This window comes from Streptomyces capitiformicae, assembly GCF_002214185.1.
Classification (GTDB): domain Bacteria; phylum Actinomycetota; class Actinomycetes; order Streptomycetales; family Streptomycetaceae; genus Streptomyces; species Streptomyces capitiformicae.
Genome location: NZ_CP022161.1, coordinates 8,434,474 through 8,454,381, shown reverse-complemented (window position 1 = coordinate 8,454,381; position 19,908 = coordinate 8,434,474). Strand labels below are relative to the sequence as shown.

Here is a 19,908-nt window from a genome sequence, read left to right as displayed (position 1 = left end):
GGGCGGGCCCGTTGTCCACCTCCGTCGCTCCGATCGCCGACGTGGAAAGCCCAGTCGTAGTCCGCCGAGACCGCTGCCGCGGCACCCCCAAAGGCCCGAGCCACCGGCGCCCGCCCGGTCTGGCTGGGCCTTGTCAACGACCCCGACGCGACCGAGGACGCCGCCAAGGAGCCATGTAACGACATCTGCGACCTCGGCGCCACCTCACTGACGACGATGCGGCTGGTGGTGACGATCAAGCAGCGGTACGGCGTCAACATCCCGATCGCCGGCGTCCTGGAGACACCCACCGTCGCGGACCTGGCCCGGCGGCTGAGCTCGGCCCACGCGGTACCCGTCTTCGACCCGCTGGTCCCGATCCGGCCCGGCGGCGGCAGACGCCCGCTGTTCCTGGTCCACCCCATGGGCGGCAACGTCCTGTGCTACCTGCCCTTCGCCCGGCACCTCCCCGCCGACCAGCCGCTGTACGCCCTCCAGGCCGCCGGCGCCGACCCGGCCACCGAGCCGCTGAGATCCATGGAGGCACTGGCCGCGAGCTACATCGAGGCCCTGCGCCGCGTGCAGCCGCAGGGGCCGTACCGTATCGGTGGCTGGTCCTTCGGCGGTTACGTGGCCTTCGAGATGGCCCGCCAACTGACCGCGGCGGGCGAGGAGGTCACCGACCTGTTCGTCCTCGACACCACGGCGGTCACCCCCGGCGAACGCCACCACCACACCGAGGACGAACTCCTCGTCTGGTTCTTCTGGGAAATGCTCCTCCTCGAACGCGGCGGCCGCTCCCCGATCGAGACCATCCCACCCCACCGCACGACCCTGACCGAGAAGTTCGAGTACATCGCCGAACTGGCCGTTGCGGAGGGCGTCCTGCCCGCAGGCACGTCATCCGCCGTCGTCCGCCGCCTCTTCGACGTCTACGCCGCCCACTGGACAGCCGCCCTCGACTATCGCCCCACCCGCCTCCCCCTGGACCTCATCCTCCTCCGAGCCACCGAGCCCTTCCCCCAGGAACTCCGTCCCATGCACGACGCCATGGGCACCCAGTACAACGACAGGACGAACGGCTGGCACCACCTGGTCGACGGCCACGTCGAGGTCCTCCCCGTCCCGGGCGACCACCTCACCCTCATGGAGGAACCCCATGTGAAGACCACGGCCGAGACGCTCCTGACGGCGACGCGCCGAAGCGACTAGGGAACGGCGACCGCGGGCCGGGAAGCGGCCAGCCGCAGGCCGACCTCCACGAGGGTCCAACCGAGACGGGCACGGAGGCGGAGGCCGCGGCGGTGCCGGGCCGTGGTGGCGAGGCGGTACGCGTCGGCTTCGCCACGGAGTTCGGCGGCGCGGGTGTGGTGCAGGGCGAGGTGGGTCTCGGGGTGCATCAGTCGGCCTCTCGGTCCGTGCGGGTGGGGAGGACGTGCGAGTGGATGCGTACCTGCTCGGTGCCCGGGGTGCCCGCTTCGGGTGCCAGGGCGCGGTAGCTCTCCATGAGGGCGTGCGTCTTTTCGACGAGTTCGAGGGCGAGCTCGGGTGTGAGGTTCAGCGTCCAGTCGCTCATGTCCGAGGCGCGGTTCCACTCCTCGGACCAGTCGTGGCGGGTGCCGAGCCAGGTCGCGAGCTCCCGGGTGTGTTGGTTGGCGACCTCGTGCATGAACAGGTCGGCGGCCCCGCGCACCTCGGGGTCGCGGTTCTTGAGCAGCGCATCGTCGAACTGCACGCCCATGTGGACCGCCTTCCACCACCGCTCCCGGCCCTTGCCGTGCTCCGGCGCGTCCTCCACGAAGCCGTGTGCGGCGAGCTGACGCAGGTGATAGCTCGTGGCGCCGCTGGACTCGCCCAGTTTCGCGGCCAGTTGTGACGCGGTGGCCGGGCCGCCGCGCCACAGGGCGGTCAGCAGCTGCATACGGAGCGGATGCGCGAGTCCGCGCAGCGAGTGGGCGTCGAGATTGTGGACCTGCGGGTCCTGCGGCTCGTTCATGCGTACCAACATAGCTTTGCAAAGAAAGCGTTGCAACGGTTCCTTTGCAAAGCTTTCTTTGGGATCGATGGGCCTATGAGGTCACGGCCTCATGCCCCCTCACCGATGCCGCCGAAGCGCCCCACGAAGCGGGCCGTTCCGTCGGCGGAGGTGAGGCCGTGGGCGGCGAAGCGGACGGCGTCGTACGCCTCGGCCGCCCACGGCCCGGGCGCACCCCCGTGACGGGTCCGGAACGCGGCGGCGAACCCCTTGGTACGGGAGTCGGCGCTCGCGTCGGTGTAACCCGTGCCGATCCGCCAGTCCTCGCCGACGCCGAGGAAGGGGGGCGGCGAGTACGTGCTCGCCCGCGACCTTGGCGCCCCGGTGGTCCGTGTCCCGCAGCGCGCGGGCGCAGGCGGCGGCGCGACCGGGGCTCACCTCGGCGAAGAGAACGGCGTCGCGGGGACGGGCGGCGATCCGGCGCGCCGTGTCGGCGAAGGCCTCCTCCGCGGCGGCCTCCTCCACGGCCGTGTCACGTCGAGCTTGCCGTGGACCGTGGCGATATGGACCGTGGGCAGGCTCTCCGCCCCGGTGGCCAGGTCGTGCACGGCCACCGTGTGGGCGGGTTTCACCACCCGGTTCAGATGGCGCAGCGCGGCGGGCGGGTGGTCTGTTGTTCGTCCACCACCGTGGGCTCGACGTCGGGCAGCGCGCGACTCTCACTCGACCGTGCGGCGACGATCCGGCGACGGTGTCGGCGAGCCGGCCGCCGGAGGCGTCCGGAGTGTCCTCGGCGAGCAGCCGCCGTATCTCGCCGGCCGTGGGCCGTTCGTCCCGGTCCTCGCATCCCCGGTTCCGCTCGTACACCCCACCAGCAGCAGCCCCGCTCTCCACCCGCCCACGCGTCCGCTCCCTTCAGCGGGTGACCAGCAGGCCCCGGCCGCGCAGTACCCACCGCTCCAGCGGGCTGAAGATCAGCAGGTCGATGGCGATACCGACGAGCAGGATCAGGAAGATGGCCAGGAACACCTGCGACATGCTGGAGTTCGTGCGCCCGTTCTCCAGCAACTGGCCGAGACCGACGCCCAGATCGGGCGAGGAGGCGATGATCTCGGCGGCCATCAGCGACCGCCAGGAGAACGCCCAGCCCTGCTTGAGCCCCGCCAGATAGCCGGGCAGGGCACCCGGCATGACGATGTGCCAGGCCTCGCGCAGACCCGTGGCGCCCAGTGTCCGCCCGGCGCGCAGGAACAGCGGCGGTATCTGGTCGATGCCCGCGACGAGGCCGTTGGCGATGGACGGGACCGCGCCGAGCAGGATCACGGCGTACATCATCGAGTCGTTCAGGCCCAGCCAGATCACGGCGGGCGGCACCCAGGCCACCGACGGCAGCGACTGCAGACCGGACAGGATGGGGCCGATGGCCGCCCGGACGAACCCCAGCCGGGCGACCAGCAGGCCGAGCGGCGTGCCGATGGCCAGGGCCATGAGGAAGCCGAGCAGACCGCGCGAGGCGCTGGTCCAGATGTAGTCGAGCAGCGTGCCCTGGAGCCAGGCATCGCGCACCTCGTCCCACACCGCGGACGGCGCGGGAAGCTGGTAGCCGGGGGCGATCTCGGCCCACACCAGCAGTTGCCAGACCACCAGCACCAGTGCCACGGCGGTGAGGGGCGGCAGCACTTTGCGCATCAGGGTCTGGCGCAGCGGCGTACGACCGGCCTGCACCGACTCGAGCGCATCGAGGCCGGCCTCCAGGCCGGCCAGACCGTTCGGGTCCTGGGACTCCCCGGCTGACGGGGAGTCGTCGTTCCTGATGTCGATGCGGTTGTCAGTGCCGGCCATGGCGGCGGATCTCCCTGCGCAGTTCTTCGGTGATCTCGACGGACAGTTCGGCGACCGCGCTGTCCTCGAGGCGGCGCGGCTGCGGGATGCCGACGGTCCATTCCCGGGCGATCCGTCCCGGCCGTGAGGACAGCAGCACCACCCGCTGCGCCAGCTTCACCGCCTCCCGCACGTTGTGCGTGACGAACAGCACCGACAGTCCCGTCTCGTGCCAGATGCGGGTCAGCTCGTCGTGCAGCACGTCACGGGTGATGGCGTCCAGCGCGGCGAACGGTTCGTCCATCAGCAGCAGCCGGCTGTCCTGGGCGAGCGCCCGGGACAGTGCGACGCGCTGCCGCATACCGCCCGACAGTTCGTGCACCCGCTTGCCGTGCGCGCCCTGCAGCCGTACGAGTTCCAGGAGCCGTTCCGCCTCGGCGCGGCGCTCCGGCCCCGCGACCCCGCGCAGTTTCAGCGCGAGCTCGATGTTCTTGCCCGCGGTCAGCCACGGGAACAGTGCGTGTTCCTGGAACATCAGGGCGGGCCGGCCGTCCGTGGCGATCGTGCCCGCGGACGGCCGGTCCAGCCCCGCGACCAGGTTGAGCAGGGTGGACTTGCCGCAGCCGGAAGCTCCCAGGAGGGTGACGAACTCGCCGGGTGCGACATCGAGCGTGATGTCGTCCAGCACGAGCTGCCGTCCGCCGGGTGTGCCCGGAGCGGGGAAGGACTTCGAGACGTGCTCGATACGGGCGGCGTGTGTCACCGCCGTGGCGTCCTCGGGGGCCTTGGAGATCGTGGTGGCCATGGTCGTCACCTCCTGGGAAGTCATCGGGTCCGGTTGTCGTTACTCGGCGCCGAGACCGGCGTCGTCGACCTCGTCCTTGCCTTCGGCCTTGAGGACCTTGTTGAGGAGCGTGAGGTCGTAGATGCCCTTCAGATCGGGCTTCTCCAGTAGGCCGGCCGTGACCGCGTGCTCCGCCTCGGTGTTGAGCGTGGCGGCGAGAGGGTCGTCGAGGAAGGTGATGGAATTCCAGGCCGGGTCGATGACCTCGGGGGGCAGAGCCTTGCCCGACTCCGCTTTCAGTGCCGCGTTGGCGGAAGCCTTCGCCTTCTCCGGGTTGGCGTTGATCCACTGATTGGTCTTCACCGAGCCGCGCAGCACGGCCTCGACGACGTCCGGGTGCTCCTTCAGGAACTCCTGGCGCACGATGATGTTCGTGATCACGAACTTCTTGTCGGGCCACAGCGTCGACTCGTCGAGCAGTACCTTCGCGCCCTCGGCGACCAGCTTCGACGCGGTCGGCTCCGGTACCCACGCGCCGTCGACCGAGCCCGCCTTGTAGAGGTCCGGGGTGACCTTGTTGTCGGAGCGGATCACGGAGACGTCACCCTTGCCGCTCTCCGCGTCGACCTTCCAGCCCTGGTCCGCGATCCAGTTGAGGAACGCGACGTCCTGCGTGTTGCCGAGCTGCGGGGTGGCGATCTTCTTGCCCTTGACGTCCTTGAGGGACTTGATCTTGTCCGGGTTGACGACCAGCTTCACGCCGCCGGAGGCGGAACCGCCGATGATGCGCAGGTTCTTGCCGTTCGACTTGGTGTAGCCGTTGATGGCGGGGGAGGGGCCGATCCAGCCGATGTCGAGGGAGCCGCCGTTCAGCGCCTCGATCTCGGAGGGGCCGGCGTTGAAGGTCGCGGCCTTGATCGTGGTGCCGCCCAGCTCCTTCTGAAGCAGGCCTTCCTGGACGCCCACGAGAGCGGTGGCGTGCGTGAGGTTGGGAAAGTAGCCGATCTTCACTTCGTCGGCGGAGAGCTTCTTGGCGCCCGCCGCGACCTTCGTCTGCTTGGCGTCGTCGGTGGACTCGGCACCGTAACCGCAGGCGGTCAACAGGAGGGGCAGTGCCGCCGTGACGGCGATGGTGCGCAGGGTGGTGAGCGGTCTTGCGGCAGACACGGAGGTGTCCTCTCAGGGGAGGGGTGATCAGGGAGGCGTGGAAAGCGAGGCATGAGGCCCATGGGCACGCACCAGCACTCCACTCGCCGGCCCTCGGCAACGGCAAAGCCATCTCGGGCTGAGGAGTGGATCGTGGGGGGAGTGGATGTTGCGCCTGTCCGTCACGGCGCCGCGCCTGAAGCGTGCGGTCAGCGGGTGCGGCGGCGCGTCAGCTCTTGCGGAGGTCTCGGACGGGCCGACAGATGGCGCTGGCCGTACGGCCGAAGTCGATGTGGCGACGCCAGGTCAGGAGGGGGAGCAAGCGGACTGCGCGGTCGAGCGTTCGCATGACCACACCCCTCATTCCCTAGTTTTCCTACCTGGTTGCTAGGGATAGTGGCAGAAGGCGGCGCCCACCCCAAGAGGGTGTTCACATGATGGATGGCGTCATCTCGCTTCTTGGGATCAGAGGTGAGTGCCCTGGTGTGTCACGGCTCAGGCGGGCAGGGTGAACGGAGGGTGGGCTCCGTTGAGGAAGTAGTCCCCGACATCGCGGAGTCGGTGGGCGACGGGCTCGTACAAGGTGTGGGTCCGGGCGTTGCGCCAGAAGCGGTCGAAGCCCAGCCGCGAGGAGGTGGAGCGGGTGCCGATGATGTCGAGGGCGCGGGTGGTGGACTCCTGCGCGGCCCTGGACGCGGCGGCTTCGGCCATGGCCGCCAGGACGGAGATGTCCGCGTACTCGTCGTAGGTGAGGTCGTCGCCGCGTGTCAGCCCGCCCTGCACGGCTTCCAGCGCCTGATCGGTGAGTGCGGACGCGGAGCGGGTGAGGACGGTGAGTTCTCCGTAGGCGGTCAGCGCCTGCGAGTCGTGGGGAGTGCCGACCGGCCGGGCGGGGGGCCAGGGTGTGTGGCCCGTCCTGCTGTACTCACGGGCTTCGGCGAGCACTCCCTCGGCCATGCTGAGAAGGAGTTGGACGGAGACGAGACGTCCGACCGGAGATGCCAGGGCGGCCAAGGGGGACAGGGCGTCCTCGTCCGCGGACAGGGAGCCGAGTACGTCGTCGGAGGCCACCGGCACGGCGTCGAACTCCACGCTTCCGCCGGCCGCGAGCCGCTGGCCGAAGGTGTCGGCGTCGTCGTCGATCCGCACGCCGTGATGGGTGGGGTCGACGATGACGGCGAGTGGTTCGCCGGTGTCGGCCCGGACGGCCCGCACGGCGAGGCGGTCGGCGACCAGGACCCCGGTGGTGTAGCTCTGCCGGCCGTCGAGCACCAGGCCGGCGGCTGTCCTGGCCACCGTCGGAGACGGTTCCTGACGGGCTAATCCACCACCCCACAACCACTGCCCCGCCGCCGACCGCCGCTCGGCCTCGGCGGCGAGAGAGGGCTCCGTGAAAAAGCGGGCGCTCCACGACAGGAAGTAGTGACAGCCGAGCAGTTGACCGATCGCGCCGTCGGCCGCGCCGATCTCCCGGACAACGGCGTAGGCCGTGGGCCAGGCCGCGCCGCCTCCTTCGGACGCGGCCGGTACCAGGAGCGTCAGGAGCCCCGCCTCGCGCAGCCGGGACACCTCGTCGAACGGGGCCTTGCCCGCCTGCTCCCGCGCCACCGCGTCCGTGGCCAGGTCGTCCGCCATCTCACGGGCCACCCGCAGCCAGTGCTCCCGGCCGGGCCCGGTCCGGTCGTATTCCGCGTCGGGGCCGGCCGGAGCGGTGGCAACGCCCATGGCGGTGGTCTCCTCAAGGTCGGTGGCAGGGTGCGGTGTTGGGGCTTTCCCGCTGATCGGGCACGTACTTGTAGCCCACGCGTCGTACGGTGACGATCCGGTGCCGGTGGGCCTCGCCCAGCTTGCGGCGCAGGCGGGCGATGTGGACATCCACGGTGCGGCCGTCGCCGATGTGGTCGTAGCCCCAGACGGCGGTCACCAGCCGATCGCGCGCATGCACCTGGTGGGGATGCAGAACGAGATGCGCCAGCAGCTCGAACTCCAGGTAGGTGAGGTCGAGTTCGCGTCCGTCCACCTCGGCGACATGGCGCGCGGGATCGATGCGGACGACGTCGTCTCCCCTCTGCCGGACAGGGGCCGAGTCCGTGGAGACGACCGGTCGGATCTCGGGCCGGGGCCTGTCCTTGACGAAGAGCTCGGCGGGATCGGTGCCCTCGGGGACGAGCAGGAGATAACCGACGAGCGGCGCGGAAGTGTGTCCATCGGCACCGCTCTGAGCGGTGTCGCCCACCAGGCGGAGATGGCGCGTGTCGGACAGGGGCGGATCGTGTGGAGTGGCCTGGGCCGGAAGTGCCGTGGTCATGGCGGTTGTCCCTCAGGTGTGTGTCGGGCCGTCAGGCGCGGTGGTGAAGGCGTCTGATCGCCGGGGAAAGAAGGAGCGGAGCGGCACGGGCGCTGTGAGCCGCGTGCCTTACGCGCGACAGCAGGCGGCGCTGACGACGTGACCAAAGTCGACATGCCGACGACGAACGAGTCGTTGCTGCGTACGGGACATGTGCATCATCCTGCGCATCCGCGCGGGACGCCGTCAAGGTTTTCCTAGTAATTCGATAGGAAAACTGGGGAAGGGCTCACAACGGCTCACAAGGGCTCACGCCCCCTGGCCGCCCATCCCGCCTTCGGCGGCCACCTCGACCTGGACGGCATCCCCCTCAGGCACCATGCCCGCTGCCGGGGGCTGGAGGTCGCGGGGGCGGCGGTGCAGATTCTGGACTGGGCGGTTCACATCGCGGACGGGGCCGCTCAGCCCTCCCGGGAGCGTCCGGACGCCCGCACGGAACCGCAATACGCTCTCCCCCTCCGTCCGTCCAGCTCCGCCTGGCCGGAGGCGTTCGCCGAGGTTCCGGGCGAAGGGAAGAGCCGGCGCGTCAGACGCGTGGCCACCGACCCGTACGCCACACCGAACACCAGGCAGACCAGCAGGGCCAGCACCGGCGAGTGGTCGCGTACATACGGGTAGACCTGGAAGTGCGTCAGATAGATGTACAGCGAGCTGCCCGCCAGAACACTCGCGAGCCGGTTGAGCGGGTCCACGCTGGGCAGGGACGGGACCCACAGCAGCAGGAGCAGGCCGCCAATGACGATTGTGGTGCGCAGGGGCTGTCCCCCGGGGAACAGCCCCGGAACGCTGACCAGCAGAACGGCGGTCAGGAGCAGCCGCTGTCCCGCTGTGCGTGCCCGCGCCGCTGCCCAGCCCACCGCGAACAGGAAGAACACGACGGTCGGGCTGAGGTGGTAGCGGATGTGCGCGAGGCTCCAGGGGTCGTAGCGCCCGACCAGGCCGAGGCCCACCAGCGCCAGGGCGAAGCCGAAGGGGCTGCGCCGCTCCGCGCGGTCCAGCAGGGGGACCGCCAGGAGCATCGCCAGCCCGGTCAGGAAGTAGACCAGCGCCTCGACGAACCAGTAGCGCCACTCCGGGCCGGAGTTGTCCTGTTCGAAGAGGCTGTTGGCCAGCACGATGTTGGCGAGGTCGTACTCACGGGTCAGCAGCAGCGCGAAGGTGATCCACAGCATGCTCGGTACGGCGATGCGCGCGATGCTGCGGCACATCCGCCGCAGGCGCTCCCGGCGCTCGTGCGCGGAGAGTTGGAAGCGGGCGAAGTTGAAGCCGGCCACGCCGAGCAGTACATGGGCGCCGCCCTGGACGGTGAAGACGGGAATGTGCGAGCCCACGATCAGGACGATCCCGATCGCCCGCAGGGCGATGCCGGTCTCCAGAGGCCGCAGGACCCCGCGCCGCGAGGGCGTACTCCCGGCCGGGAGCGGCGCGGCACGGTGCCGGCGCAGCTCCCGGATCGATGTGGTGTGCCAGTCGGCGGGCAGCCGGCCCAGTGCCCGCTCCAGCCGCAGTGACATCTCGACGTAGGACAGCGAGTCGCCACCCAGGCTCACGAAGCTGCTGTCCTCGGTGACGTCGCTCCGGTCGAGGATCTCCGCGTAGAGCGCGCACAGGTCGTCGGCGGTGGTGCCGGACTCGGCCGGCGGCGCTTCCACCTCGCGCACCAGCCGGCGTACGGCCTGGTAGTCGGGCTTGCCCGAGGCGAGCCGGGGAAGCTCGGAGACCACCCGCACCCGTATCGCCCGCGGCGGCAGACCGCAGCCGTCCGCCACCAGGCGCCGGACGCGTGTCGCGTCGACACCCGCGGTGCGGGCCGCGAGCACGGCCAGCGCGTCGTCCTCACCCGCGCACAGGGCACGTATGCCATGGCCTTCCAGGATCGCTTCGACGCGCTGCGGGTCTATCCGCAGGCCCACGATCTTGGTGAACCGGCTGCGGCGCCCCACGATCTCGTACAGCCCGTCCGGAGCATGCCGGGCGATGTCCCCGGTGTGCAACTCCTCGACCGTCCGGCCCCGGGCGAGGTCCGACGGGCTCTCGGCGTACCCGAGCATGACGTTCGGGCCCGAGTAGACCAGTTCGCCCGCGTCCGGATCGTCGATGCCGTCCACCGGCTTCAGCCGGAAGGAGCCGCCGGGGATCGGCACTCCGACGGCCTGCGGGCGCTCGGCCGCGAACGCCGGGGGCAGATACGCCATGCGGGCGGTCGCCTCGGTCTGCCCGTACATCACGAACAGCTCCCATCCCGCGCGGCGGCCCAACTCGGCGTAGTGAGCGACGCGTTCGGGCGCCAGGCGGCCTCCGGCCTGGGTGACGTAGCGCAGGTGGGGCAGCCGCATCCGGTCGAAGCCGATCCGGTCGAGGAGGTCGAAGGTGTACGGCACTCCGGCGAGCGAGGTGCCGCGGGCGGCGCGGAACTCCTCCCAGAAGTCGGCGTCGGCCACTGACCGTTCGGTGAGGAGCAGCCCGGCGCCGCGCAGCAGATGGCTGTGGATGACGGACAGGCCGTAGCAGTAGTGCATGGGCAGCGTCGTGGCGGCCCGGTCGGTGTCGCGGATGTCCAGGTAGGCGGCGATGGACTCGGCGTTGGCCTGGAGGTTCTCGTGCGAGAGCCGGATCAGTTTCGGGGAGCCGGTGGAACCGGAGGTGCTGAGCAGCAGCGCGAGATCCGGGTGGAGGGTGTGGGCGCTCTCGCGCCGCCGTTCGTCGAGCACCCAGGTGCCGTGGCCGTCCGGCCGTGCGACCACATCCGGGTCGTACGCGGCGGTCAGGGCGTCGATGGTGCCGACGCTGTCGCCGGGTACGAGCAGGACGGGGTGGCCGGCGAACAGGGCTGCGAGGTGGACGACCAGGGCGTCGGCCCGGTTCGCCCCGGCCAGCAGGACCAGGCGGCGTGCGGGGCCGAGGCGTTCGGCGGCGGCGGCGACCCGCTCGGCGAGCGCCAGGTAACTGAGCTCGCCGGAAGGCGTGATGAGCGCGGTGCGGTCACCGTACGACGCGAGGTCCCGTGCGAACGGAACACCACGCGGCCGTACGGGCCGTCGCGGAAAGGGAACCGAGGTCGTGCGTGACGTGGGGAGGGTGAAAGGGGCCGAGAGAGGTCTGACGGGGTCTATCACGCGCGCGCGACCTTTCTGCGGCAGCGTCCGCATCAGCACAGATCCCTTGACGGTTAGGCAAGCTTTACCTTATTCATAGCATGTTCACAGCTGGCTTGAAAGCATCACTTCGCCGCTCGCTGACCGACGACGAACTGCGGCGTCACGGCGAGCCACGCAGGAAGGCACACCACATGCGACGCCCCCTGGCTGGCCGGGTCACCGCGCTCCTCGCGGCCGGTCTGCTGCTCCCCGCCCTTGCCGCCTGCGGCTCCGACGACGACAAGAGCGGCTCGGAGGGCGGCGACACCGGCCTCGTCATCTACTCCGGCCGCAACGAGAAGTTGGTCAAGCCGATCCTCGACAAGCTGGAGAAGGCCGTCGGCGCCGAGGTCCAGGTGCGCTACGGCGACAGCGCCGAACTGGCCGCGCAGATACTGGAGGAGGGCGACGGCACCAAGGCCGGGCTGTTCCTCTCACAGGACGCGGGCGCGCTCGGTGCCCTCTCCAAGGAGGGCATGCTGGCCAAGCTGCCGCAGTCCAGCCTCGACGAGGTCGACTCGGCCTACCGGGGCGGCGCCGGCGACTGGGTGGGCCTGTCGGGGCGCGTGCGAGTCATCGCGTACAACCCGGACAAGGTCACCGAGGACGACGTCCCGGACAGCGTCCACGACGTGGTGAAGCCCGAGTGGAAGGACAAGGTCGGCTTCGCGCCCACCAACGCCTCCTTCCAGGCGTTCGTCACCGGCATGCGCGTCCTGGAGGGCGACGAAGCCACCCGCAAGTGGCTTGAGGACCTGAAGGCCAACGGCGCCAAGACCTACGCCCACAACCTCGCGACCCTGGACGCCGTCGAGGCCGGCGAGGTCTCCCTCGGTCTGGTCAACCACTACTACTGGTACGAGCGGGTGGCCGAGAAGGGCGAGGACAAGGTGGGCGCCAAGCTGCACTTCCTGCCCGGCAAGGACCCCGGCGCGCTGATCAACGTGGCCGGCGTGGGCATCCTGAAGGACAGCGGCCAGACCCAGACCGCGCAGAAGGCCGTCGACTACCTGTTGTCGAAGGAGGCGCAGACGTACTTCGCGGACAAGACGAAGGAGTACCCGCTGGCCGCGGGCGTGACCAGCACCGTTGAGGGGCTGCCGCCGTTCGACTCCCTTCAGTCCCCCGACATCGACCTCGGCAAGCTGGAATCCCTACAGGAGACTCTGGCCATGCTGCAGGACGTCGGACTGGTCTGAGCGGCTTGAGCCCGACGGAAACCGTGAGCATCACGTGACCACAACTTCCTCCGCGGCACGCCCGGCCGGAGCACCCGCTCCGGCCGGGCGCCGACGCCTGCGTACGGCTCGCGGGGCCCCGGCCGGCTCCGGCCGCAGACCCCCGCTGGTCCTGCTCGTCCCTGCCTGCATCGCCGCCCTGTTCGCCCTGCTGCCGCTCGGCTATCTCGCCGTCCGCGCCCTCGAACGCGGGCCGGGCTACGCCTGGGACGTCGTCGCCGACGAACGCACGCTCCAACTCCTGGGCCGCAGCCTCGGCTTGACGGCGGTCGTCGTGGCGGCCTGCCTGGTGCTCGGCATCTCCCTGGCCTGGCTGACCGTACGCACCGATCTGCCCGGGGCACGCGCCTGGTCGGTGCTGGCCACCCTGCCGCTCGCCGTGCCCAGCTACGTCGCCGCCTTCGCCTGGCTGGCCGCCGTGCCTCAGGCCGCCGGCTTCGGCGGGGCCGCCCTCGCGCTGACCCTGGTGAGCTTCCCTTACGTCCATCTGCCCGTCGCGGCCGCGCTGCGCGGGATCGACCCGGCACAGGAGGAGGCCGCACGCTCCCTCGGTCACGGGCCGCTGCGCACCTTCCTCCGCGTCACGCTGCCGCAGCTGCGCCCGGCCGCCGCCGGCGGGGCACTGCTCGTCGCGCTGTACGTGCTCTCCGACTTCGGCGCCGTGTCGCTGATGCGGTACGACACCTTCACCCGGGCCATCCACACCTCCTACCGCGCATCCTTCGACCGCACCCCGGCCGCCGCGCTCAGCGTCGTGCTGGTGGTGATGACGGTGACGCTGGTCGCCGCCGAGGCCCGCACCCGCGGCCGGGCCGGGCACGCCAGGGCCGGAACGGGCACCGCCCGCCCGGCTGTTCAACTCCCCCTCGGGCGCCGGCAGCCCATCGCCCTGCTCTGGTGCGGAGCGGTGGTGGCCGTCGCACTCGCCTTCCCGCTCGGCACCCTCGGCTACTGGCTGGCCGCGGGGACCTCGGCCACCTGGGACCTGGCCGGCCTCGCGGACACCGCCTGGGCCACCCTCGGGGTCGCCGCCGCGGGCGCCGCCCTCACCACGGCCCTCGCCCTGCCGGTCGGCGTGATCGCCGCCCGGCACCGGGGCAGGCGCGCGCAGCTGCTGGAACAGGCGGCGTACGCGGGGCACGCGCTGCCCGGCATCACGGTCGCCCTCTCGCTGGTCTTCTTCGCGGTGCGCTACGCCTATCCGCTCTACCAGCAACTCCCGCTGCTGGTCTGCGCGTACGCCGTGCTCTTCCTGCCGGTCGCCGTCGCCGCCACCCGGGCCGCCGTGCTGCAGGCGCCACCCGTACTGGAGGACGTGGCCCGCTCGCTGGGCAGGTCGCCACTGCGGGTCCTGCGCGAGGTCACCGTGCCACTGGCAGCACCGGGTGTGGCCGCCGGTGCCGCGCTCACCTTCGTGGTCTGCATGAAGGAACTGCCCGCGACGCTGCTGCTGCGCCCCACCGGCATGGACACCCTGGCCACCCGGCTGTGGACCGAGACCGGAGCCGGATCCTTCGCGGCCGCCGCTCCCTACGCCGCCACCCTCATCCTGCTCGCCGCCGTCCCCTCCTACCTCCTGGGCAGGCACCGCACATGAACGACCGTCACAACGAGCTGCGCATCGAGCGACTGACCAAGTCCTACGGCCCTGAAGCCCCCGTCCTCCAAGGGCTGGACCTCACGGTGCCGGGCGGCGCGCTGGTTGCCGTGCTCGGACCCTCCGGCTGCGGCAAGACCACCCTGCTGCGCATCATCGCCGGGTTCCTGCAGGCGGACATGGGCACGGTCAGCGTCGACGGACGCACCCTGACCGGCCCCGGCGTACATCTGCCGCCGGAGCGGCGCCGCATCGGGATCGTCCCGCAGGAGGGCGCGCTCTTCCCGCATCTGAGCGTGACCCGCAATGTGGCCTTCGGCCTCACCGGCCTCGACCGGGCCGAGCGACGCAGCAGGACCGAGGAGATGCTCGATCTGGTGGGACTCGCCGGGTACGGCGACCGGATGCCGCACGAGCTCTCCGGAGGACAGCAGCAACGCATCGCCCTGGCCAGAGCACTCGCTCCGCGCCCCGCGCTCGTCCTGCTCGACGAGCCGTTCAACGCCCTCGACAGCGCGCTGCGCGCCGGGGTACGCGCGGACGTACGGGCTGCCCTGCGGACCACCGGAGCCACGGCACTCCTGGTCACCCACGACCAGCAGGAGGCACTGTCCACCGCCGACCTCGTCGCCGTCGTACGACAGGGCCGCATCGCCCAATGCGACACCCCACAGAACCTCTACCTGCGCCCCGCCGACCCCTGGGTCGCCGGTTTCGTCGGCGATGCCGTACTCCTCTCCGGAACGGTCGGGAACAGCGGCTCCACCGCCACCACACCACTGGGCACCGTGGCGCTGGCCGAACCACCGGACAGACCGCGCACGGGCACGGTGGTGCTGCGCCCCGAACAACTCCGGCTGGCCGACCCGGGCACGGCCGGGACGGTGCCGGGCACGGTGACCGACGTGTGCTTCTACGGCCACGACGCCAAGGTGACCGTGGCCGTACCGGACCTCGACCATCCGGTGGAGGTCCGTGTCACCGGCCTGCCGCCGGTCCTGGGCCCCGGCCAGGAGATCGGCATCCGCGTGACGGGCGAGGCCACGCTCCATCCGTAGTCAGGACCCCTCTCGTCGAGCGCGGTCGGGGTGCTCTGGCCCTGGAGCGCATCGAGCGCTCGTGGACGTCCTGGCGGGGGCGTGCGGTCGAGCTGGTCATCCGCGAGTCGCTGCTGCGGCTGTTGCGGGGCGCCGTGCGCTTCGTCGGCTCCACAGGAGTCGAGTGCCGCGTGGCGGCCGGAGGGAGGGGAGGCCGAGGGCCGGTGCGGCGCGGCACCGGCCCTCTCGGGCATCGCCGCCTACAGCGCGATGACCTGCCATTCCTGGTTGGCTTGGCCGGTGTTGGGCCACTGGATGACCGTGGCGCCGTCAGCGGTGGAGGCGTCCTTGACATCGGCGCACCAGCCGTTGCCGACGTTGACGAGCCGCTAGTAGCCGCTAGTAGCCGCTTGACGCGGGGACCAGGTTCCACCACTGGTTGCTGCTGTCGGTATCGGTCCACTGGTCGAGGGCCGCGCCCTCGGCGGAGCCGCCGGGACTGTCCAGGACCTTGCCGCTGCGGACGTTGGCCAGCCGGTATGAGCCGTCGATGTTCGGCAGCAGCTTCCACTGCTGGTTGGTACCGCCGGTCGACGGCCACTGGATGACGGCCGCGCCGTCGGCGCCGGAGGCTCCGCTGACGTCCAGCACCTTGCCGCTCTTGCGGTTGACCACCCTGTACGTGCCCAGGTCAGCAGCGAAGGGCCGGTCGTAGACCTCCAGACTGCGGATGGACGCCCAGGCCCCGGAGGGCACACCGGTGACGGTCACCCAGGCCGGAAGTCCGGGGCCGGGGAGGGGATGGCTTCAGCGCGGCGCAGCACGACCACGATGGACATGCCGGTCTCGGTGCGCATCCGCGCCTCACCCAGCAGCCGCCCGTTCCAGTGCGACGTGGCGGACAACTCGATCCGCTCGGCCACCAGCCCCAGGTCGGTCGTGGACAGCAGGTTCGGGCTGTGATGCGCCGGCATCAGAGCATCGACGAGGGTCGCCGCCTCACCGGAGGTCAGGCGCACCGACAGGTCGCACGCGTCCGGATCGTGCTCGCGGTAGGCGCTCAGGGTCCGTGTACCGCCCCGGTGCGCGACCACCGACAGGCGGCGCTGCTCCCGCGTGGTGAGGTCGTAGCGGACCCCGATCCCGGGCAATGGCGCACTGCTCAGACGTGGAGCACGCACAACTGTCCCTCTGTCTGGTTCCGGTGTTTCTCCGGGCTTTCTTCAATGACACCCTGACGAGCGCCCGGTCACGACCGACGGCAGCACCCTCCCGGGCGGAGTGGGTGGACAATCCCCGTCAGGCTCCTTGGTGGCGGGACCGCAGGGATGACCCGCGCGCGTCCCGTTGCTGAGGCCGGGGAGACCGGAAGGAAACGGTGAGCATGATCGAGTGGGTGTCTCTCAGCACCGGGGCGAAGCCCGTCCCCCGACCCCTGGCCACGCCCCTGGTGTGGGCCGCGGCCTTCGGCGGCGCGCTGCTGCTGGTGGCACTCCTCAACACCCTGGTGGGTCCGGACCGGCCCTCACTCGCCCTGGCCGTGCTCTCCCTGCTGGCCGCGCTGCTGGGCCTGTGCGCCCGCTTCACCGCGGCCCCCGGCACGGCCGTCATGTGCTGGCTCTTCCTCAACGGCTTCGCCATTCCGCCTGCCGGTACCCTCACCTGGGCCGGTACGCGTGACACATTCTGGCTCGCCTGCCTGTTCACCGCCGCCGTCGTCGGAACAGGCGCAGCACGCCTCATTCATGCTCGTGCCGCCTATCGCCGCCTGACCGAGAGGGTTTTGGGAGACTGACCCCCGGGCTCAGCTGCAATCCCTGGACCCGGCCGGCGGGTCAGCGAACCATCGGGCACGCCGCCCACGATACGAAGGTCACCGACGCCATGACCGCGGCCGACCGCGGCGAGTCGCCGGCTCCCGGTGCGAACGCGTGGGCGGGTGTCGCTGGGTGACAGGCCAATGGCGGTTGGGGCGACGCAGCGTCGCCCCAACCGCCACCGGGTTGCGATCAGGCGGTGGTACGGAAGGGGCCGGTGACCTCGTAGGTGATGCCGCCGGAGGAGCTGCCGGACGTGCCGCGCTGGCTGGAGAAGTACAGCCGCTTGCCGTCGGGGGAGAACGCCGGGCCGCAGATTTCCGAGCTGGACTGGCCGGTGATCCGCAGGAAGGGGGCGACGATGTCGTCGGGGGTGATGATGCAGATCTCCATGTTGCCGCCGTCCTCGGCGACGAACAGGTCGCCCGATGAGCTGCCGGTGACGTTGTCGACGCCGGTCAGCGGTGCCGTGCCGTTGGTGACCAGGCTGTCGTCGTAGGCGAGTTCATAGGTGCTGTTGAGCAGGTTGAGCTGCCAGACGCGGCCGTCGCCCTTGGTGGTGAACCAGACGGTGTCGCCCGCGTAGTGGCAGCCCTCGCCGCCGTTGAAGATCTTGGCGCCGGAGACCTGGTCGCGGGTGTAGGTGGGGGAGCCGTCCGGGTCGGGCACGTTCGTCCAGGTGAAGGAGCCGGAGGCGGCGGTGCCGGCGACGAGCACCTGGAGGGTGCCGGAGGAAAGGTCGCCCCAGGTGGTGGGGATGAACCGGTAGAAGCAGCCGTCCGACTCGTCCTCGGTCAGGTAGATCACCTTGCGCACCGGGTCGGCGGCGGCCGCCTCGTGCTTGAAACGGCCCATCGCGTCGCGGCGGACGGCGGCCTTCACGCCCCACGGGTCGGTCTCGTAGACGTAACCGCGGCTGACCTCCTCACAGGACAGCCAGGTGTTCCACGGGGTGGCACCGCCCGCGCAGTTGCGGTTGGTGTTGGACAGGATGCGGTAGGCACCGGTGATGGAACCCGAGGAGTTGAACTTGACGGCGCCCGCGCCGCCGGTGGAGGAGATCTCCGAGTTGGAGACGTAGATCCAGCCGGTGCCGTCGGCGAAGCAGGCGCCGCCGTCGGGGGCGCCGTGCCAGGTGTACGAGGTGCCGGGGACCGTCTGGCTGGAGCGGGCGATGACTCTGCTGGTGAACCCGCTGGGCAGCATGATCCCATTGGTGTCGGCGGCCAGCAGGCCACCGTACGGGCTGACGCCGTTCTGGGCCGGGGCCGCGTAGGCGGCACCCTGCATGAGGGTGCCGCCGAAGACGGCGGCCGAGGTGCCGAACACTGCACCACGCAGGAAGTTACGACGTTCCACAGCTACTCCTTCATCAAAGAAGGGCGAACAAAGAAGGGCGAACAAAGAAGGGCGAACGATGACTTGTTGAGCGCCGCCGACTGGTCACAGGGACCGTAGGGCCCCTGGCAGCGGAGGATCAGGCTCCCTTCGGCCAACTCTTCCTGGCCGACCGGTGAGTAGATTCGGTGCAGAAACGATCGGTCCGCCACCAAATGAATGATCAGGGAACCCTTGCGGGCCAAGTGGTGGAGGTTCCTTGTCGGAACCAGGGCAAGGAGCCCTGGACCGAGGGCCGTTGGCGATGTGACTGCGGGTGCTGCCACGGAATTGTGGCTCCGCCGTGCGTCAGGCGTGTCGACCCGGCGGTCGCGCTGCGCCGGCCGCGTGGAGTAGGGCCGCGCCGGCCAGGAAGGTAGCCAGGGCCGCGGTCGGCAGCCCCAGCGGGCCGTGCTCGGCCGGCCCGGCGGCGGTCACACCGAGCAGACCGAGCACGGAGGCGGCGTAGCCGACGGTGGTCGCGGTGGCGCGCAGCAGCCTTGGCCGGCCGAGCACGCTCGGCGTCCACCGACTGCGGGAGGTCGTGGCGCCGCGTCGCAGGCTGCGCCTCTCGACCCGGCCGAAGAACGTGACCAACGCGCCGAGCATGGTGAAGAGCATGACCGGCCATGGCAGCTTCCACAGCAGCCACGCTTCTGTGTCGCCGGGGGGTGGGGCAGCGGGAACAGGCCGGAGTCGTCCACGGCCACGGCCACGGCCACGGCCACGGCGACGAGCACGAACGCGCTCATGTGCCACAGCAGCACGGTCAGGAACACCGAGTTCACGGCGATCACGGCCATCCGGCCCGAGCCGTCGCAGTCGCCGCTCCGCTGCGTCGCGCAGCAGCAGCACCAGCCCGAGCTGGGCCGTGGCCAACGCGAGCAGCGCGAGCGTCGGCGGCGAGAGGGTGCGCAACGACGTGCCGGGAACGTCGACCATGCTGATCGGGTACGGGCCGGCCACCGTGAGCAGCACCGCCACCGCGGCCCCGCCCATCAGCAGTGGCACGGCCCCCCCTGGGCCGGGCCGGTGGCATCCCGTCCTGCCGGGCGAAGCCGATCTGGTGCACCGCCGGCCAGGTGAACAGGTAGTTGCCCGGTTGCAGCGTCGACGTGTCGAAGGCCAGCCACGCCAGGCCCCCCGCGGCGACCAGTCCCACGTCAGGAAAACCACCACGAGATAGACGAGCAGGAACCACAGCGGGATGGAGGCCGGCCACACCGCCCGGCCCACCTGAACGGGATCGACGCCCGCCAGCCGGGCGATCAGTGCAGTCGTGGCAGGCGTCACCAGCAGCATGGGCGCGCGGGCCGCCCTCATGGTCGTCGGCCGTACGAGCGTGCGCTGCGGTCGAGCAGCCAGTCCCCGCCGTCCCCGCGGGTGTGCGAGGCCGGCGAGGCGGCGTTGGCGAACGGCAGCACTTCCAGGGCGCTGAAGCCGTCCACGCCGAGGGCCCCGCCGGTGACCACGAGACCATCCAGTGGCCGAGCACCACGATGAGGATGGCGAGTGCCCGCAGCAGGTCGACATGGCGTTCCCGCCGTGGCGGTGTGCGCTCCGCGAGCTCGCGCGGCAACCACCCACAGGCGGCGCGAGCGGGCAGGCCATGTGAGACAGCTTCTTCGCGATCGGCCCTGCCCTCGGCCCACG

The 19,908-nt window shown here is 70.8% G+C and carries 18 protein-coding genes and 2 pseudogenes; 6 read left to right on the top strand and 14 right to left on the bottom strand.

Annotated features, from left to right (window positions below):
• Positions 1–123 precede the first annotated feature (123 nt).
• Positions 124–1,191: a thioesterase domain-containing protein gene (locus CES90_RS38015; protein ID WP_332836436.1), complete on the top strand. Its 1,068-nt coding sequence runs from the start codon at positions 124–126 to the stop codon at positions 1,189–1,191.
• Here the strand turns inward: CES90_RS38015 and CES90_RS38010 are convergent.
• The 7 genes from CES90_RS38010 to CES90_RS37980 all read right to left on the bottom strand — a co-directional run bounded on the left by CES90_RS38010 (position 1,188) and on the right by CES90_RS37980 (position 8,013).
• Entirely contained in the window at positions 1,188–1,379 is a 192-nt protein-coding gene (locus CES90_RS38010; protein WP_189783967.1) for a hypothetical protein, read from the bottom strand. The two genes, CES90_RS38015 and CES90_RS38010, sit on opposite strands and share 4 nt — an antisense overlap.
• A complete protein-coding gene (locus tag CES90_RS38005) occupies positions 1,379–1,975 on the bottom strand; it encodes an ArsR/SmtB family transcription factor (protein ID WP_189783968.1) in 597 nt (198 codons plus the stop codon). Before CES90_RS38005 ends, CES90_RS38010 begins: the two co-directional genes overlap by 1 nt.
• 894 nt (positions 1,976–2,869) lie before the next feature.
• A complete protein-coding gene (locus CES90_RS38000; protein WP_189783969.1) occupies positions 2,870–3,796 on the bottom strand; it encodes an ABC transporter permease in 927 nt (308 codons plus the stop codon).
• Positions 3,783–4,580, bottom strand: coding sequence for an ABC transporter ATP-binding protein (locus CES90_RS37995; RefSeq protein ID WP_189783970.1), 798 nt, complete (start codon positions 4,578–4,580; stop codon positions 3,783–3,785). The genes CES90_RS38000 and CES90_RS37995 overlap by 14 nt, the downstream gene beginning before the upstream one ends.
• Before the next feature lie 39 nt (positions 4,581–4,619).
• Positions 4,620–5,726: an aliphatic sulfonate ABC transporter substrate-binding protein gene (locus CES90_RS37990; protein WP_189783971.1), complete on the bottom strand. Its 1,107-nt coding sequence runs from the start codon at positions 5,724–5,726 to the stop codon at positions 4,620–4,622.
• Between the two features lie 474 nt (positions 5,727–6,200).
• A complete protein-coding gene (locus CES90_RS37985; protein WP_189783972.1) occupies positions 6,201–7,430 on the bottom strand; it encodes an acyl-CoA dehydrogenase family protein in 1,230 nt (409 codons plus the stop codon).
• A 13-nt stretch (positions 7,431–7,443) separates the two neighbouring features.
• Entirely contained in the window at positions 7,444–8,013 is a 570-nt protein-coding gene (locus CES90_RS37980; RefSeq protein WP_189783973.1) for a winged helix-turn-helix domain-containing protein, read from the bottom strand.
• A 288-nt stretch (positions 8,014–8,301) separates the two neighbouring features.
• On the opposite strand from CES90_RS37980, the pseudogene CES90_RS50445 reads away from it, so the two are divergent.
• Positions 8,302–8,445 (top strand): annotated as a pseudogene (locus CES90_RS50445) (glutathione S-transferase family protein); the annotation flags it as partial.
• Positions 8,446–8,453: 8 nt separating this feature from the next.
• Here the strand turns inward: CES90_RS50445 and CES90_RS37975 are convergent.
• The gene (locus CES90_RS37975) at positions 8,454–11,168 is read right to left on the bottom strand and encodes an AMP-binding protein (protein ID WP_229913924.1); all 2,715 of its coding nucleotides are present in this window, start codon (positions 11,166–11,168) and stop codon (positions 8,454–8,456) included.
• A gap of 173 nt (positions 11,169–11,341) precedes the next feature.
• Between CES90_RS37975 and CES90_RS37970 the strand changes: the two genes are divergently transcribed.
• From CES90_RS37970 to CES90_RS37960, 3 genes are read left to right on the top strand one after another with little or no spacing between them, the layout of a single operon-like run.
• Positions 11,342–12,388: an iron ABC transporter substrate-binding protein gene (locus CES90_RS37970; protein ID WP_189783975.1), complete on the top strand. Its 1,047-nt coding sequence runs from the start codon at positions 11,342–11,344 to the stop codon at positions 12,386–12,388.
• A 34-nt stretch (positions 12,389–12,422) separates the two neighbouring features.
• Complete coding sequence (locus CES90_RS37965; RefSeq protein ID WP_189783976.1) at positions 12,423–14,024, top strand: ABC transporter permease; 1,602 nt, start codon at positions 12,423–12,425, stop codon at positions 14,022–14,024.
• Positions 14,021–15,082, top strand: a complete 1,062-nt coding sequence (locus CES90_RS37960; protein ID WP_189783977.1) for an ABC transporter ATP-binding protein — start codon at positions 14,021–14,023, stop codon at positions 15,080–15,082. The genes CES90_RS37965 and CES90_RS37960 overlap by 4 nt, the downstream gene beginning before the upstream one ends.
• Positions 15,083–15,321: 239 nt before the next feature.
• Here the strand turns inward: CES90_RS37960 and CES90_RS50440 are convergent.
• The 3 genes and pseudogenes from CES90_RS50440 to CES90_RS37950 form a co-directional block, all read right to left on the bottom strand.
• Positions 15,322–15,396 (bottom strand): annotated as a pseudogene (locus CES90_RS50440) (hypothetical protein); the annotation flags it as partial.
• A gap of 64 nt (positions 15,397–15,460) precedes the next feature.
• The gene (locus CES90_RS37955; RefSeq protein WP_232791355.1) at positions 15,461–15,832 is read right to left on the bottom strand and encodes an RICIN domain-containing protein; all 372 of its coding nucleotides are present in this window, start codon (positions 15,830–15,832) and stop codon (positions 15,461–15,463) included.
• Entirely contained in the window at positions 15,829–16,212 is a 384-nt protein-coding gene (locus CES90_RS37950) for a cation:proton antiporter regulatory subunit (RefSeq protein ID WP_229913925.1), read from the bottom strand. Before CES90_RS37950 ends, CES90_RS37955 begins: the two co-directional genes overlap by 4 nt.
• Positions 16,213–16,445: 233 nt before the next feature.
• On the opposite strand from CES90_RS37950, the gene CES90_RS37945 reads away from it, so the two are divergent.
• A complete protein-coding gene (locus CES90_RS37945) occupies positions 16,446–16,856 on the top strand; it encodes a hypothetical protein (protein WP_189783978.1) in 411 nt (136 codons plus the stop codon).
• Between the two features lie 214 nt (positions 16,857–17,070).
• Here the strand turns inward: CES90_RS37945 and CES90_RS37940 are convergent, their stop codons facing one another.
• From CES90_RS37940 to CES90_RS37930, 3 genes are all read right to left on the bottom strand, one after another.
• Positions 17,071–18,237 (bottom strand): alkaline phosphatase PhoX, encoded by a 1,167-nt coding sequence (locus CES90_RS37940; RefSeq protein WP_189783979.1) that lies wholly within the window; start codon positions 18,235–18,237, stop codon positions 17,071–17,073.
• Between the two features lie 327 nt (positions 18,238–18,564).
• Positions 18,565–19,266: a hypothetical protein gene (locus tag CES90_RS37935; protein ID WP_208921535.1), complete on the bottom strand. Its 702-nt coding sequence runs from the start codon at positions 19,264–19,266 to the stop codon at positions 18,565–18,567.
• 308 nt (positions 19,267–19,574) lie between these two features.
• The gene (locus CES90_RS37930) at positions 19,575–19,727 is read right to left on the bottom strand and encodes a hypothetical protein (RefSeq protein ID WP_208921534.1); all 153 of its coding nucleotides are present in this window, start codon (positions 19,725–19,727) and stop codon (positions 19,575–19,577) included.
• Between the last annotated feature and the right edge of the window lie 181 nt (positions 19,728–19,908).